This window comes from Methanococcoides burtonii DSM 6242 (genome assembly GCF_000013725.1).
Lineage (GTDB): Archaea > Halobacteriota > Methanosarcinia > Methanosarcinales > Methanosarcinaceae > Methanococcoides > Methanococcoides burtonii.
Genome location: NC_007955.1, coordinates 1,868,961 through 1,885,128 on the forward strand (window position 1 = coordinate 1,868,961; position 16,168 = coordinate 1,885,128).

Below are 16,168 nucleotides of genomic sequence, written 5' to 3' on the forward strand. Positions count from 1 at the left end.
TAGCTCTGTGAAGTTCTGGGATTTAATATCTCGATAATCTTCATATTATAAAAAATTTCATCTTTTTGGTGCAAACATATTCTTGCCTTTTCGTGGTATAAGGCAATTCCAGGTATTCCCGATAAGGTCCTGACGGTCCGCATTTTTCAATCCTTCGAAAATAAGACCATAGTTTTTTGGGTCACGATAATGCATCATTGCTCTCTGGATGTTCTTTTCTCTACGAGAAGTAGCTACATAGACTGGTTTTCCTGTGAAGGGATCAAGTCCTGTGTGGAACATACAGGTTGCCGCGGTCATCGGGGTTGGTATGAAATCCTGTACCTGTTCGGTATATCTGTCAGTTGCTTTGATGTACTCTGCAAGTTCTATCATATTATCCATTGTACATGCAGGGTGACCTGACATAAGGAACGTTACAAGATACTGGTCTTTGTTCAGTCTCTTGTTAGTTTCCTTAAATATCTTGGCAAATTTTTCAAATACTTCTCTTCCTGGCTTTTTCATACAGTCCGTGACTGATTTTGAAAAGTGTTCAGGTGCAATTTTCAATTGACCACTGACGTGATATTGGCAGAGCTCTGTGATATATTCAGGGTCTTGTAAGGCGAGGTCATATCGAACTCCATAACTTACAAAAACACGCTTTACTTCCGGCATTTCCCGAAGCTGGCGCAACATTTCGATATTTTCTTTGTGGGATGTGTCCATGGAGGGGCAGGGTTCAGGGTACAGACAAAGTTTATCCTTGCAGGCGCCCTTGTTCTCCCAGTTCTTGCATTTCATGGCATACATGTTAGCACTTGGTCCGCCAACCCCTATTATGTTGCCTTTGAATTCTTTCATTCTTGTCAGAAGCTCAGCTTCACGCAGTATGGAGTCAATGCTACGGCTTGTTATCATTCTTCCCTGATGTTGTGCGATGGCACAGAATGAACAGCTTCCAAAACAGCCTCTGTGAGTTGTTATTGAAACTCGGACAGTTTCAAGAGCAGGTACTGGCTCTTTGTATGAAGGGTGCTCCCGTCGGGTGTAAGGTAGGTCATAGACATGATCAAGTTCCTTTTGGGAAAGCTGTCTCATTGGGGGGTTCTGGACGATAGTCGTTTTTGGGTGGGGCTGGACAAGGGTGATCCCTCTTACAGGGTCCTGTTGGTCATACATTAGTTTGAATGCTTTTGCATATGTCGGCTTGTCCTTTGATACTTCATTGTAGGAAGGCATTTCCACGTAAGGGAATGGTATCTGATCGTTCTCTTTCGCTTCCTTCCATTTCTTCACCTCAAGTTTCCATGTGGTACCGGGAATCTCATTTATGTTCCTGATATCTTCACCTGAATCAAGCCTTCGGGCGATCTCAGGTGTTTGCAGCTCTCCCATTCCATATACGAGAAGGTCTGCGGGCGCATCGGCGAGTATGGATTGTCTTACTTTGCCGGACCAGTGGTCGAATTCAGCAAAACGCCTGAGGGACGCTTCTATTCCGCCGATGATAATAGGTACGTCAGGATATGTTTGTTTTAGACGGTTGGAGTAGACAACGACTGCACGGCTGGGGCGAAGTCCTGGTTTGCCTCCAGGGGAGTACATGTCCTTTGGACGTGGTTTTAGTGCAGGGGTATAGTTGCTGACCATTGAGTCAGTGTTCCCTGAAGTGACTGCGAAGAAAAGCCGGGGTTTTCCCAGTTTGGTGAAATCCTTTGTGTCTTCCCAGTTAGGTTGGGCGATGATCCCTACTTTGAATCCTGCATCTTCCAGGACGCGTCCTATGATGGTTGCACCAAAGCCGGGGTGGTCTACGTAGGCGTCACCTGTTACAATTATTATGTCAAGTTGATCCCATCCGCGGCTCTTGATGTCTTTAATATCCATCGGAAGAAAGCGGGATGTGTCTAACTTTTTCGGGTTACGTTTTTTATGTGACATGTGTTTGTCCTTTATCGGTATGCTCTTGACATCTGTAGTGATAAACGTATCTGCTTGTTCACGTCATCACTGGTAACTGGGCCGTGTCCCGGGTAGAGTGTAATTACATCCAGTTCTGTTAGTTTTTCTATAGATACTGAAAGCTTATCCAATGAGCCGCCGGTAAAATCGGTGCGGCCAATCCCTCCGTTTGGAAATACAGTGTCACCGGAGAAAAGGCTTTTCGAAGATGGCTCGTAAAGTGATATTCCTCCAGGGGTGTGGCCGGGGGTGTGAATGACCTCCAGGGATTCGGTCTCACTTATCTTTATTATGTCACCATTCTCGTAGAGGATATCCGGGTCGATGTCCGGGGCTGGTGCTGAGAAAAGTATGGATACACTCTCTTCTTTACTTTTCAGGGCTTGAGCATCATCTTTATGGATAGCGATAGGTGCATTGCATATTTCTGCTACGGCTTTAGCTGCGGCGCAATGGTCGAAGTGGGAGTGGGTCAGTATTATCAGTTCGATGTTTTCCGGCTGGGTGTGCTCTTTTATTTTTTGTATGAGCTGATCTGTATCCATTCCGGGATCGATGAGTATCTTTTCGTTTATGAGGTATGAGTTGGATGCGTATGGGGACGTGGTTATGCTGGTGATCTTCATTGTTTGACTCCGGGTGTGTTTTAGATGCCAAATATCTTCTTTGTGTTCCTGAAGGTGGCGTTTGCAATGGTCTCAATATCTGTACCTTTTGCTTCTGCTATTACTGAGAGGTTGTCCAGTACGAATGCGGGTTCATTCCTTCCTTTGCGAGGGGACAGGTAGGGGCTATCGGTTTCAATGAGCATTTTGTTAAGGGGGACGTTCTCTGCTATTTTTTTATGATGCTCTGAAAAACAGACTATTGTGGGGATGGATATGTAGTATCCTGCATCGTTTATTCTGGCCGCTGTTTCTATTGAACCTCCATAGCAGTGGAAGACAACCTTGTCGAGATCCTTTACCATTTCAAAACAGTCTTCTTCAGCTTCCCTTCCGTGAATTACGAGTGTCTTTTCGTATTTTTCTGCTATCTCTATTACTTTACGAAAGTATTGTTTCTGGTGTTCTCTTTCCTTGTCTTCCTTATAGTAATGATAGTCAAGACCTGCTTCTCCTATGCCTACTGCTTGTTCTGCATGTAGTTCTAGCTGGAGAAGAATCGAATTGGCGACTTCGTTGCCGTAGTGGGATACTATCAGAGGGCTTAGGCCGATTGTAGGATAGATAAAATCGTATTCGTTTGCAAGTGCGAGTGTTGCCTGGTTTGTCTTCAGGTCAATTCCTGAGTTGACCATTTTAACAACACCCGCATTGTGTGCTCTTTCTATTGTTTTATCACGGTCACGATTGAACTTTGGGAAGTCAAGGTGACAGTGTGAGTCTATGACCTTTAGCATGCTTCTTATGTTGAAGAGCATGTTAATAGCTGTTACGAGAGCTTCGATAGATGTGAGGGCAATGGAAATTACATTATATATGTATAACATGTAAAATTGAGTACATCAATATGCACTTCCAATATTAGACAAACCTTCATTAAAAAAGTTTAACATGGAAAATCTTATTAGTTAAAAAGCAAATATCGGTTCATGGCTGTTCGACGAACTCTTAAAACCCGTGAATTCGGCTATGAATTGTCAGGATTCGAACATAGTCTTCTTTTTGAAAAGGATGAAATCGGGTTTGTAAGATTTGATGGAAGAAGTCAATCAATTTTTTATCTTGATCCATCTCCATTTCTTCCAAGTCCAAAGCGAGATATTTATGCAATAAGAGATTCAAATGTCCCTGTTCCTGAAAAAAATGAGCTTATTGAAGTTACATCATTTGAACTTGAGAGGGTCGTTAGTGGTAAAATAAATAATTTAGTCAATACTAACGTTAAGTATGTAAGAGCATGGGTAAAAGTAAATCCCAATAAACTTCTTCATCGAAAGGTGATGAACTCAGAAGAGTATGTTGATTATTTTAAGCGACCATTCAAAAAAGAAGCTGAAAATGTAGATGAAATAGCACAAACACTTGCATTGTGTTCTGTCTCTTCAAATGCAGTGGGTGTAAATGAGAAAGGTGGCATTGATTCCGGCATTATTTCTAAAAAAAGTGGGTGGGAGCATTTCAAATCCATAATGAGAATGATCCCAAAAGAATTTAAATCGACAAAATCGGCATATTATTATACTTCGCTTGAATCGGAAAAGAATATTAATCCAACAACTAGTTTGGAAGTGAATTTATCAATATTTAACCCAAAGGAAATGTTTGTGCATGTTCCAGTAACATTTGATATTGATACAAGAAGCAAAGATCAATATTTGAAGGATATCTCATTTGAAATTCCATTTGTTCGAGCACAATTAATTGATTCTCTGATGTTCCAACCATTGATTACAAAAAAAGCTGAGAAACGTCTTACTGATCGTATTTATGACATGGTTGAAACATTCACACACACCGATCAAATTGGATACAAACAAGATTTGGGTGATGCAGCTCCCAAGATTGCATCTAGTATTGCCAGGATGAATTTTAAAACTGAAGTTTCTGTTGATGATGTAGATGATGGCTATAACAATTGGTTGGATATGTTCCATCATTCTCAACAATTCCGATCTTCGAATCTCGAAACAGATGATATTTTCCGGCTACCTGAAAATGCCAGGCATCTCTATCTTGAGATCGAGCAATACTTTGGTGTGGATACGGTTATTGATATGGTGGATATTGAGCAAATCTCACTACTTTCTCCAAAAGCACTTTCAGATGCGATTGCTAAATTAATAAATGTAGGTGCAGCATACTCGCCGAGGCGGAAAAATCTTAAATTGTTAGCATTTAAACTTTAATTGAGGGTATGATTATGATCAACCAAGAAATGTATGATGCTGCAAAAAAATCTGAAAAATTAAAATGGGATGTTATAAGATATGAGGATCAGATTGAAGAAATCGATAGGAAAGTACAGGAAGCAATTAATGATAATGTGAAGTTTGATTTGTGTCAAGACCGTAAAGAAATACAGGCTCGTCTCGATACTACAAAGGCATGCATAGATGAAATTCTGTGTGTATTTGACCCGATTCCCTTTGACTAAAAACGTACGTTGGTCATTTTTTTGTAAGTTTCTTAAATGCTTTTAATATTCAATGTGGGGTTCTACATACATCCTATTTTTTTATAGAAGTCATAAGCCCAAAACAAGATCTATGACTTCTATAGATTGCATGCTCACGCTGCTCCTTATTTTTTGAGGAGCATGTTAATAGCTGTTACGAGAGCTTCGACGGATGCGAGGACAATGTCAGCGTTTGCTGCGCGTGCGGTCACTATCCTTCCATTATCGTTCTGCACGCCGATAACGACTTCTGCAAGTGCATCGGATCCACCGGTGACAGCTTCTATCCTGAAGTCGTGTATGGTTACTTTTGCGTGTTGTCCGATAAGGGTCTCAACTGCTTTTAGGGCTGCATCGACCGGACCGATACCTACGTTGGATGTTACGCATTCTTTTCCGTTGAAGAGTGCTTTGACAACTGCGGTAGATGTGGTTATGTTTCCGGTCATGACACTGACCTCTTTCAGGTCGATAGCTGGCATTCCTTCGGGTTTTCCGAGGATATCGAATGCTATCGTGTAAAGGTCTGAATCGGTTATGCGTTTGCCTTTGTCTGCAAGCATTTTCACCTTTTTGATGATCGCATCGAGCTGATCTTCGGTCGGGTTGATGTTTGCAGATTGCAGTGATCTTAGTACGGCATGTTTTCCTGCGTGTTTACCGAGTACGATCCTTCGAGTATGTCCGACCATTTCAGGGGTCATGATGCCTGGTTCGAACGTATCGGAATTTTCAAGAACCCCATGGGTGTGTATGCCGGATTCATGGGCGAATGCGTTCTCTCCTACGACAGGCATGTGAGGAGGTATTTGAACGCCCGTGTAACGTTCGACCATTCGTGCGGTCTCTACGATATACTCGGTGTTGATGCTTGTCTTTGCACCGTAGATCGAGTGCAAGCTCATTACTGTTTCCGCAAGATCTGCATTTCCGGCACGTTCGCCCAGTCCGTTGACGGTGACCTGTGCCTGACTTGCACCGGCTTCTATTGCCATGAGACTGTTTGCAACGGCAAGTCCGAAGTCATTGTGACAGTGGGTGTCTATCGGGATGTTCATCTCTTTGTCCAGTTTGCTGATAAGGCGGTACATACCGGAGGGTGCAATTATTCCCACTGTGTCGGGAACGTTGATGATGTCACATCCTGCGTCTTCAACTGCCCTGTATACTTCTATCAAATAGTCAAGGTCTGTGCGGGTTGCATCCATTGCAGAGAACATGCAGCGCATGCCGTGGTCCTTTATGTACTGTACGGCATTTACTGACATCTCGACGACTTCTTCGCGACTCTTTTTGATGGTATGTATTCTCTGGATGTCAGATGTGGAAACAAACGTATGGATCATTCCAACGCCTGCATCTATACATGCATCAAGGTCTTTTGTTAGTACCCTTGCAAGGCCACATACTTCTGATGTGAGCCCTGCGTTTGCGATGTTGCGAACGGACTCCATGTCTCCGGCGGAGGCTATGGGGAATCCTGCTTCGATGGTATCCACTCCAAGCTTGGAAAGCTGGTGAGCTATCTCGATCTTTTGCTCAGGAGTTAGGGATACGCCGGGGGTTTGTTCGCCGTCACGAAGGGTAGTATCAAAAATGCTTATCTTTCGGTTTCGGATGGGTTCATCGACGTAAAAATCGATCCCTCAGTTGTGTATTTGTATCCATAATAATCGTTTAATACTACATGATTAATGGTATAAATAGAAAACGATTTGAAGTAGTTTATTACATCGAATGGTCTGTATTTTTTAATATAGTAGTATTAGTAGAGTATTCATATATTTTTAATTACTGATCTTTGTGAGCTTACGCCGAAGAGTTTCATATCTTCCGAAGTAGAAGGCACCAATTAAGAAAAAGGTTGTTCCTATTATAGCAAATTTGTTTGAGATATCAAGGGCATATGTTCCTGCAACTATGATACTTCCCAATCCTGCGAAAAACAATCCTATTCCTTGCATACGTTGTATTTTGTCGTTTTGCATTTTATCACGGCAATTTCATCATTTGTACTATTAATGTATCTAACTTCTTTTAGATTTGTTTAATTCAATCTATGGTTTTTCTTGCAATACGTGGATCATTTTACCATGTTGCTATAAATATATATTTTGTGTAATGTACAATATACAGGTTACATATAAACCCATGTTATCCATTGACACACAATCTATAAATATGAGAGCGTAGTGTTAGGGGTGCTCTCATTGAGCTGATTGGTGCCGTTTTCGGTACGATCAGGATGAGGGTTCAAAAAACGTTTATGCTCTTTCATGACTGGACTCACATTTGTCAAAAATGTGGTTGTGCTTTCCTATTCGGAAGGTATATATAGCATGGAGGAGTTTAAGGAAATCCACTCAATGGGTGGACTTTCAATCACCTTCAATTTAATATTATTTAGTGGAGACCGGAGCTTTTTCGGTCTGACGTTGAATTTGGCAGTTCGATTAATTCTGACTGATAGTGTAAATCTATCTATCGAGAACTAATCGAAATTGTGCATGAATAAGTAACTCTCTAATTCACTTTAGAGTGTTCTTTTCCGACAATTTTTAAGTTTAACTTCCAATTAGTGTGCTTTAACAACAAACTCTGGTTGATCCTGCCAGAGGTTACTGCTATCGGTGTTCGACTAAGCCATGCGAGTCATATGTTCTTCGTGAACATGGCGGACTGCTCAGTAACACGTGGATAACCTGCCCTTAGGTTTGGCATAACTCCGGGAAACTGGAGATAATTCCGAATAGGTCAAATATGCTGGAATGCTTTTTGATCAAAAGACTTCGGTTGCCTAAGGATGGATCTGCGGTCTATCAGGTTGTAGTGGGTGTAACGTACCTACTAGCCTACGACGGATATGGGTTGTGAGAGCAAGAGCCCAGAGATGGATTCTGAGACATGAATCCAGGCCCTACGGGGCGCAGCAGGCGCGAAATCTTTACAATGCGGGAAACCGCGATAAGGGGACACCGAGTGCCAGCATTTATGTTGGCTGTCCACATGTGTAAACGGCATGTGTTAGCAAGGGCCGGGCAAGACCGGTGCCAGCCGCCGCGGTAACACCGGCGGCCCGAGTGGTAATCACTTTTATTGGGTCTAAAGGGTCCGTAGCCGGTTTGATCAGTTCTTCGGGAAATCTGACAGCTCAACTGTTAGGCTTCCGGGGAATACTGTCAGACTTGGGACCGGGAGAGGTAAGAGGTACTACAGGGGTAGGAGTGAAATCTTGTAATCCCTGTGGGACCACCAGTGGCGAAGGCGTCTTACCAGAACGGGTCCGACGGTGAGGGACGAAAGCTGGGGGCACGAACCGGATTAGATACCCGGGTAGTCCCAGCCGTAAACGATGTTCGCTAGGTGTCAGGGGCGGTGCGACCGCTTCTGGTGCCGTAGGGAAGCCGTGAAGCGAACCACCTGGGAAGTACGGCCGCAAGGCTGAAACTTAAAGGAATTGGCGGGGGAGCACTACAACGGGTGGAGCCTGCGGTTTAATTGGACTCAACGCCGGAAAACTCACCGGGGGCGACAGCAAAATGTAGGTCAAGCTAAAGACTTTACCTGAATCGCTGAGAGGAGGTGCATGGCCGTCGTCAGTTCGTACTGTGAAGCATCCTGTTAAGTCAGGCAACGAGCGAGACCCGTGCCCACTGTTGCCAGCATGTCCTTCGGGATGATGGGTACTCTGTGGGGACCGCTGGTGCTAAACCAGAGGAAGGTGCGGGCTACGGTAGGTCAGTATGCCCCGAATCTCCCGGGCTACACGCGGGCTACAATGGTTGGGACAATGGGTTCCTACACCGAAAGGTGATGGCAATCTCCTAAACCCAACCGTAGTTCGAATTGAGGACTGTAACTCGTCCTCATGAAGCTGGAATCCGTAGTAATCGCGTTTCAACATAGCGCGGTGAATACGTCCCTGCTCCTTGCACACACCGCCCGTCAAACCACCCGAGTGAGGTATGGGTGAGGGCACGGACTTAGTGCCGTGTTCGAACCTAAATTTCGCAAGGGGGGTTAAGTCGTAACAAGGTAGCCGTAGGGGAATCTGCGGCTGGATCACCTCCTAAGCAAGATCCGCACAAAGCGGATCACCGCTATCAGTCAGAAATCGATAAACTGCCAAATTCAACAAACCACTTTCAATGAACTGAGATTCGCTGGAAAGTTCTCAGGGGCTTGTAGATCAGTTGGAAGATCGCCGCCTTTGCAAGGCGGAGGCCTAGGGTTCGAATCCCTACAAGTCCATTGGATCAATTAAGATTCACAATCATCAAGTGCACCGAGCAAGTAATGTTGCTTGGGAAGGATGGATGTGCCTGATACCCCATATCAGGTACTATGAGATCATGTATACATATTACATATCAGACGCTCACTGGACAAAGTGAGATGGACTCTGGTAATTATGCCGTCAGGTGGATGGCTCGGCTCAAGCGCTGATGAAGGACGTGCCAAGCTGCGATAAGCTCAGGGTAGGTGCATGGAACCTATGAACCTGAGATTTCCTAATGAGACCTCTTAGCACATTTGTGCTGATCAGTAATGATCGGGAACGCCCCGAATTGAAACATCTTAGTAGGGGCAGGAAGAGAAATCGAAGAGATGCCGTTAGTAATGGCGAATGAACACGGCACAGTTCAAACTGAATCCCTCCAGTAATGTGAGGGAGATGTGGTGTTATAGGAACTTTCTAAGATTCCTATCTTTTCTTAGCTGAACTTTTCTGGAACGTTAGACCATAGAGTGTGATAGTCACGTAAGCAATGAAAAGAGGAATTGGAAATGTTCCTGAGTATCGTGTGTTGGAAATCACGCGAGAATTTGGGAGGCACCAACTTCCAAAACTAAATACGTCTTGAGACCGATAGCGAAATAGTAGGGTGACCGAAAACTGAAAAGTACCCCCAAAAGGGAGGTTAAAAGTGCCTGAAACCTGATGGTGATGGAGCGATATGGCATGAAAGGATCTTTAGTTCGAAGGAATCAACCGCGAGGTTGTAGTACGAGTTCTAATGCCGATGTCATATCATACGTTTTGAAGAACGGGCCAGGGAGTGTAACTAAGTGGCGATGGCTAACCTTTTATCTGGGAAGCCGAAGCGAAAGCAACATGCGTGCAACCTTTACGGGTGAGACGCGGCGTATACAAGTGCGTGGAGTCACTAAGTTACGACCCGAAGCCGGGTGATCTAGGCGTGGGCAGGTTGAAGCGTGGCGAAAGCTACGTGGAGGACCGCAAGCGGTATTGATCTGCAAATCATTCGTGTGACCTGCGTCTCGGAGTGAAAGGCTAATCTAACCCGGCATCAGCTGGTTCCTTCCGAAACATGTCGTAGCATGACCTAACTGGAGATAGTCGGTGGAGTAGAGCACTGATTGATGGCCCTGGGGAAGAAATTCCTCATCCGTCTGTCAAACTCCGAACCCACCGTCGTCGTAGAAGGTTGGAGTCCGGACTACTGGGGTAAGCCTGTAGTCCGTAAGGGAGACAACCCAGCCCGTGGTTAAGGTCCCTAAGTGTCGACTAAGTGTTAATACTAAAGGGCGTCCCAAGCCCTAGACAGCTGGAAGGTTAGCTTAGAAGCAGCTATCCTTTAAAGAGTGCGTAACAGCCCACCAGTCGAGGTTTGGGGCCCCGAAAATGGACGGGGCTCAAGTCGACCACCGATACCACGGAGTACCGTAAGGTAATCTCGTAGGAAGGCGTTGCGTTTGGGTAGAAGCAGGGCTGTGAAGTCCTGTGGACCGAGCGGAAACGAAAATCCTGGTAATAGTAGCAGCATAGTTAGGTGAGAATCCTAACCGCCGAAGGGGCTAGGTTTCCTCGGCAATGATCGTCAGCCGAGGGTTAGTCGGTCCTAAGTTGTACCGTAATTCGAGTACATCAAAAGGGAAACAGGTTAATATTCCTGTACTATTCAACAATAAAACTGACGTTTTGGGGCAGGCTGAGCGGCGCTGTCGCGCCGTTTAAGCATCTAAATCTGTGGAGAGCCGTAATGGCGAGAAGCAGACGAATATGTTATGACGAAAGTCGGCTGCACCCCGGAACCCGTGAAAAGGGAGTTGAATATCCGTACCGAGATCTGACACAGGTGCCCCTAGCTGAAAAGGCTAAGGCGTGTCGGAATAATTTGGCTAAGGGAATTCGGCAAATTGGCTCCGTAACTTCGGGAGAAGGAGTGCCTGCCGTGAAGACGGCAGGTCGCAGTGACCAGGGAACTCTAACTGTCTAATATCAACATAGGAGATCGCAAACCCGTAAGGGCTAGTACGATCTCTGAATCCTGCTCAGTGCAGGTACCTGAAACTTCGGTTCAACGGAATGAAGGGCCTGTAAACAGCGGGGGTAACTATGACCCTCTTAAGGTAGCGTAGTACCTTGTCGCTTAATTGGCGACTTGCATGAATGGATCAATGAGAGTTCTACTGTCCCTAGCCAGAGTCCGGTGAAGCTTACATTCTAGTGCAGAGTCTAGAGACCTCTAGGGGGAAGTGAAGACCCCGTGGAGCTTTACTGCAGCCTGTCGCTGGGTTGTGATTTTGGATGTACAGTGTAGGTAGGAGACGTCGAAGCCGGTGCGCCAGCATCGGTGGAGTCGCAATTGGGACACTACCCTTCCAAAGTTACGACCCTCACTCCGTGAGGAGGACCCCGATAGGTGGGCAGTTTGCCTGGGGCGGGACGCCCTTGAAAAGATATCAAGGGCGCGCAATGGTTAACTCAAGTGGGTCGGAAACCTACTGAAGAGTGCAAGAGCATAAGTTAGCCTGACGTGATTCAGCACAGTAGTGGATTACGAGACGAAAGTCGGTTCTAGCGAACCTTTATGTCCCGCTTGGTGCGGGCTAAAGATGACAGAAAAGTTACCCCGGGGATAATTGAGTCGTTGCCGGCAAGAGCACATATCGACCCGGCAGCTTGCTACCTCGATGTCGGTTCTTTCCATCCTGGCTGTGCAGCAGCAGCCAAGGGTGAGGTTGTTCGCCTATTAAAGGAGATCGTGAGCTGGGTTTAGACCGTCGTGAGACAGGTCGGTTACTATCTACTAGAGGTGTATGTGGTCTGAGGGTAAGTTGCTTTTAGTACGAGAGGAACAGAGCAACGGCGCCACTGGTCGATCGGTTGTCTGACAAGGCACTGCCGAGCAGCTACGCGCTAAGGAATAAGAGCTGAATGCATCTAAGCTCGAAATCTAACCTAAAAAGAGACCACTTTAAGGGTTCCGGTAAAAGACCGGATCGATAGGAATGGGATGTAAGCACCAAGGCAACGAGGTGTTCAGTCCGCATTTACTAATATCCGTGCCTCATCCTTCTCGCTTTGTCCGGGCGAAATCTGATATGTAATATGATCATACATGATTCCATTCCATTAATTTGAATGAGTATGGCGGCCATAGTGGTAGGGCAACTCCTGTTCCCATCCGAACACAGAAGATAAGTCTACCTACGTTGTTTACTGTACTGAAGTACGAGAGTCTTCGGGAAATCTGCATCGCTGCTATGCTCACTCTATTCAACTTTTTTCTTGACTGATCTTTAACTCAATAGTTGTAACTCTGTCTGACAACATTTACAATGGTAATTGATCTCATTCTAACAGACATCGTGTCTATCATAATCACTTCGCAGTACCTATATTTGTCACAAGGTAAAAGTTTATATGCATGTTTTACCTACTAGGAAATACATCCCAATTGCCAAGGTGGCGGAGCGGCTACGCAATCGCCTGCAGAGCGATACCATTCCGGTTCGAATCCGGACCTTGGCTTTATTCATTAAAATAAGAGGGTCTGACTTAAAATCCTGACCTCTTGAGCAAAGCTCAAAGGTCGCGCGCTCCAGAAGCGCTAATCTGGATTTGGACCTTGGCTTTATTCATTAACATAAGAGTATGGCGGGCATAGTGGCAGGGCAACTCCTGTTCCCATCCGAACACAGAAGATAAGTCTGCCCACGTTGTTTACTGTACTGAAGTACGAGAGTCTTCGGGAAATCTGCATCGCTGCTATGCTCACTCTTATTAAGTTGCTTTTCTTATCGGATTTAAACTCAATAGCTGTAGCTTTTTTGATAAATGGGATATTTTGTATAATTTTTTGTTCAATTAATGTTATATCACATTGAAGTTAACCTTTATCTGAATTCTTTTGGGGTGTAGGAATGAGTAAAAATACTCTTATCTTTGTGTATAATGCAGACAGTGGTCTCATAAATGAAATGAAAGACTATGTTCACAAGATCGTATCTCCATCTACTTATGAATGCAATCTTTGTGCCATAACTTATGGTAACACAGGAATTAAAAATGAATAGAGCTCGTTTGTATCAAATCTTGGAATTCCTGTAAAGTTCTTGCATAAGGATGAATTCCATGAAAAGTACAGTGAAAAAGGATTTTCATTTCCCTGTGCTTATCTCGAAGATCACAACAAACTCGACCATTTCATTTCATCTGATGAAATTAATAATTGTAGGACTCTTGATGAACTGATGTCACTTGTGACCAAAAAAGTGAACCTAATATTGGGGAGTTGATGCAATTAGTTCTATTATGGAACAATTGCGGCCATATTTGGCTCTGACTAGATTTGGAAACTCGCTGTTTGGTACATTTAGTGTTTCCATAGCAGGTGTGCTGTCAGTTGAACTTATAGGAAATGAAATTGATTATTTAATAGCAGGCACAGTTTCTATCTTTCTATTTATGGGCTCATTTTCCATAAATGATTATTTTGACCACAAAATAGATATTGTTAATAACAGGAAAGACAGGCCAATAGTGATTGGTACTATTTCGAGAAGCAAGGCCCTTAATATTGCTACAGTTTGCTTTTTCCTTGCATTTTTCACGTCATTGTTCTTAGGTGTGTTCCCATCTATATTCATAGGTTTCAACATACTATTGGCAATTGTTTACAGCAGTCACTTGAAGAAAGTTCTCCTGTTAAAAAATATAACCATTGCCTATTGTTTTATGGCAACAATATTGTTCGGCACTATCATTGTTGATAACAGAATAGATCAACTGGTAGGTTTTTACATGATAATGGCATTTCTGGTAGGGTTCGCTTTTGAGATCATGGCAGATATCTCAGATATGATCGGAGACATGCAACATAATATTAAAACAATAGCATCCTTTCATTCACCACGGGTTGCAGCATTTGTCTCTTCATTTTTCTTTATATCAATATTCTTATTTGACCCGCTTCCATTTTTTGAAAGCATCGAATATAACAATAAAAGCAATCTAAAACCTTATCATAAATTGGGGTATGAACATGAAAGAATATGATTTGATCGTCATTGGCAGTGGTTCAGGTATGAACTATGTAAGTTTGATAATACAGCAGTATCCTGAAATGAAAATTGCTGTCATAGATAAAGATAAGCCCGGTGGTATATGTTTAACAAGAGGCTGCATTCCTTCCAAAATGCTGCTTTATCCTGCGGAACTTGTCAGGGAGATTGGTAAAGCAAACCGTTTTGGTATCGATGCTGAAATAAAATCAATTGATTTTAAATTTGTAATGGAGCGAATGCGTTCCAGCATAGATAAAGATATTGAAATGATCCACCATGGTCTTTCATCCGATCCAAATTTAGATTATTATGAACACGTTGCAAAATTCGTTGAACCTTATGTACTAGAGATCGGGGAAGAACTGATCACATCAAAAATGATCTTCTTGAGTATAGGATCAAAGCCTATGATCCCTCCTGTGAAAGGTCTTGACGATATTTCCTATCTTACCAGTGACACTGTATTGGAGCTAACAACCCTCCCAAAAAGTCTTGCGATTATTGGTGGGGGCTATATCGCAGCCGAATATGGTCATTTCTTTTCTGCAATGGGATCAAAGGTAACTATCATCGGCCGTAGTCCAAGAATTGTGGACAATGAAGAACCTGAAATAAGCGAACTTGCAAGAAAAAAAATGGCACGATATGTCGATATCATCACTGACCACGAAGTGTCTGAGATCCATCCGTCAGGTAGACAAAAGAAGATAGTTGCAAAAGACAGGAATTCAGAAAATGAAATGGAAATTCTTGTAGATGAGGTTTTAGTAGCTACTGGCAGAAGCCCCAACACTGATATTCTCCACCCTGAAAAAGGAGGTATTGAAACCGATGAAAGGGGTTGGATAAAGGTCAACGATCATTTGGAAACTACCTGTTCTAATGTATGGGCATTTGGAGATGCTAACGGTCAATATCTTTTCAAGCACGTTGGCAACTATGAATCCACTCTTGTATATGAGAACGCGATCCTGAACGAAGGTATCAAAATCGACTACAATGCAGTTCCCTATGCTATATTTTCTTATCCTGAAATTGCAGGTGTGGGCATTGGTGAATCTGCAGCCATTGAACAATACGGTGAGGACAACATCTCCATTGGTTTCCATAGGTTCGAAGACACTGGAAAAGGTATGGCAATGGGCCTTGACAGTTACTTTGTTAAGGTAATTCTGGGGGATTCGGGAAACACTCTTCTGGGAGCACATATAATTGGTCCACAAGCATCAATTCTGATCCATCAATTAATAACGTTGATGAACACTCCTGGAAGCAATGTAGGTCCTGTCGTCAATGGAATGGATATTCATCCTTCTCTAAGTGAAGTGGTGAAAAGAGCATTATACTCGAGGATGTCTGTGGAAGAGTATCACTCAGTATTGAAATCTCTTGAGCTTGAATACTGATCCTCCTTTTCTTTTTTATTACAATGTTCCTATCCATCCCCATCCGAAACTATAGCTGCAGAAAAGCACCAGTGTAAGTGCACCTATTGGAAGTATATTGTTAGCAAATATGATATATTCCAGATCAAGGATGGATGCTCCTTCCCCATTCGTCCATTGAAAAAGATATTACATTCTCCGAGATTTCCATTACAGTTGACATTGAATCAAAGGCAAGGAAAAGGAAGATGAGAGTTCCCCACAAAATATCTGCAGATATTTGATTGAAAATATTCGGTAATTATTCAAGAGAGTTAGTAGAGGATGTTGCGGTATGTAATATGACTGTGACAACATATTGGTAATCAAATTTTACATTTGATAGCATAAGCTTTGCAGTT

The 16,168-nt window shown here is 43.6% G+C and carries 9 protein-coding genes, 2 tRNA genes and 4 rRNA genes; 11 read left to right on the top strand and 4 right to left on the bottom strand.

Translation table 11 applies throughout. From position 1 onward, the window contains the following. Positions 1 to 57: 57 nt before the first annotated feature. The 3 genes from MBUR_RS09155 to MBUR_RS09165 are packed head-to-tail and all read right to left on the bottom strand — an operon-like array spanning position 58 to position 3,439. Positions 58 to 1,926 carry a YgiQ family radical SAM protein gene (locus tag MBUR_RS09155; RefSeq protein ID WP_011499808.1) on the bottom strand — a complete coding sequence of 623 codons (1,869 nt, stop codon included), beginning with the start codon at positions 1,924 to 1,926 and terminating at the stop codon, positions 58 to 60. Positions 1,927 to 1,937: 11 nt separating this feature from the next. Next, the gene (locus tag MBUR_RS09160; protein ID WP_011499809.1) at positions 1,938 to 2,573 is read right to left on the bottom strand and encodes an MBL fold metallo-hydrolase; all 636 of its coding nucleotides are present in this window, start codon (positions 2,571 to 2,573) and stop codon (positions 1,938 to 1,940) included. Between the two features lie 20 nt (positions 2,574 to 2,593). After that, the gene (locus MBUR_RS09165; protein WP_011499810.1) at positions 2,594 to 3,439 is read right to left on the bottom strand and encodes a TatD family hydrolase; all 846 of its coding nucleotides are present in this window, start codon (positions 3,437 to 3,439) and stop codon (positions 2,594 to 2,596) included. Positions 3,440 to 3,541: 102 nt separating this feature from the next. On the opposite strand from MBUR_RS09165, the gene MBUR_RS09170 reads away from it, so the two are divergent. Together MBUR_RS09170 and MBUR_RS09175 are read left to right on the top strand one after the other, a co-directional pair. Then, entirely contained in the window at positions 3,542 to 4,798 is a 1,257-nt protein-coding gene (locus MBUR_RS09170) for a hypothetical protein (protein ID WP_011499811.1), read from the top strand. Positions 4,799 to 4,812: 14 nt separating this feature from the next. Next, positions 4,813 to 5,046 (top strand): hypothetical protein, encoded by a 234-nt coding sequence (locus tag MBUR_RS09175; RefSeq protein WP_048063348.1) that lies wholly within the window; start codon positions 4,813 to 4,815, stop codon positions 5,044 to 5,046. Positions 5,047 to 5,192: 146 nt separating this feature from the next. Here MBUR_RS09175 and MBUR_RS09180 read toward each other — a convergent pair whose 3' ends face one another. Beyond that, a complete protein-coding gene (locus tag MBUR_RS09180) occupies positions 5,193 to 6,686 on the bottom strand; it encodes a 2-isopropylmalate synthase (protein ID WP_048063349.1) in 1,494 nt (497 codons plus the stop codon). 976 nt (positions 6,687 to 7,662) lie between these two features. Between MBUR_RS09180 and MBUR_RS09195 the strand changes: the two genes are divergently transcribed. The 9 genes from MBUR_RS09195 (at position 7,663) to MBUR_RS09235 (ending at position 15,788) form a co-directional block, all read left to right on the top strand. After that, positions 7,663 to 9,138, top strand: a 16S ribosomal RNA gene (locus MBUR_RS09195). A 107-nt stretch (positions 9,139 to 9,245) separates the two neighbouring features. Continuing rightward, positions 9,246 to 9,318, top strand: a tRNA-Ala gene (locus MBUR_RS09200). A gap of 146 nt (positions 9,319 to 9,464) precedes the next feature. Continuing rightward, positions 9,465 to 12,392 (top strand): 23S ribosomal RNA (locus tag MBUR_RS09205). Between the two features lie 70 nt (positions 12,393 to 12,462). Further along, positions 12,463 to 12,583, top strand: a 5S ribosomal RNA gene (rrf, locus tag MBUR_RS09210). A gap of 192 nt (positions 12,584 to 12,775) precedes the next feature. Then, positions 12,776 to 12,847 (top strand) — tRNA-Cys (locus tag MBUR_RS09215). Positions 12,848 to 12,969: 122 nt separating this feature from the next. Next, positions 12,970 to 13,090 (top strand): 5S ribosomal RNA (gene rrf, locus MBUR_RS09220). The 16S, 23S and 5S rRNA genes sit together here with 2 tRNA genes alongside, the layout of an rRNA operon. Before the next feature lie 149 nt (positions 13,091 to 13,239). Continuing rightward, a complete protein-coding gene (locus MBUR_RS14430) occupies positions 13,240 to 13,392 on the top strand; it encodes a hypothetical protein (protein WP_232221892.1) in 153 nt (50 codons plus the stop codon). A 259-nt stretch (positions 13,393 to 13,651) separates the two neighbouring features. After that, complete coding sequence (locus tag MBUR_RS09230; protein WP_198003734.1) at positions 13,652 to 14,374, top strand: UbiA family prenyltransferase; 723 nt, start codon at positions 13,652 to 13,654, stop codon at positions 14,372 to 14,374. Further along, a complete protein-coding gene (locus MBUR_RS09235) occupies positions 14,361 to 15,788 on the top strand; it encodes a dihydrolipoyl dehydrogenase (protein ID WP_011499815.1) in 1,428 nt (475 codons plus the stop codon). The genes MBUR_RS09230 and MBUR_RS09235 overlap by 14 nt, the downstream gene beginning before the upstream one ends. Positions 15,789 to 16,168 lie beyond the last annotated feature (380 nt).

Coding starts and splice junctions, on each gene's coding strand:
- MBUR_RS09165 (WP_011499810.1), bottom strand. CDS start 3,439: ATGTTATACATATATAATGTAATTTCCATTGCCCTCACATCTATCGAA.
- MBUR_RS09160 (WP_011499809.1), bottom strand. CDS start 2,573: ATGAAGATCACCAGCATAACCACGTCCCCATACGCATCCAACTCATAC.
- MBUR_RS09175 (WP_048063348.1), top strand. CDS start 4,813: ATGATCAACCAAGAAATGTATGATGCTGCAAAAAAATCTGAAAAATTA.
- MBUR_RS09235 (WP_011499815.1), top strand. CDS start 14,361: ATGAAAGAATATGATTTGATCGTCATTGGCAGTGGTTCAGGTATGAAC.
- MBUR_RS09155 (WP_011499808.1), bottom strand. CDS start 1,926: ATGTCACATAAAAAACGTAACCCGAAAAAGTTAGACACATCCCGCTTT.
- MBUR_RS14430 (WP_232221892.1), top strand. CDS start 13,240: ATGAGTAAAAATACTCTTATCTTTGTGTATAATGCAGACAGTGGTCTC.
- MBUR_RS09170 (WP_011499811.1), top strand. CDS start 3,542: ATGGCTGTTCGACGAACTCTTAAAACCCGTGAATTCGGCTATGAATTG.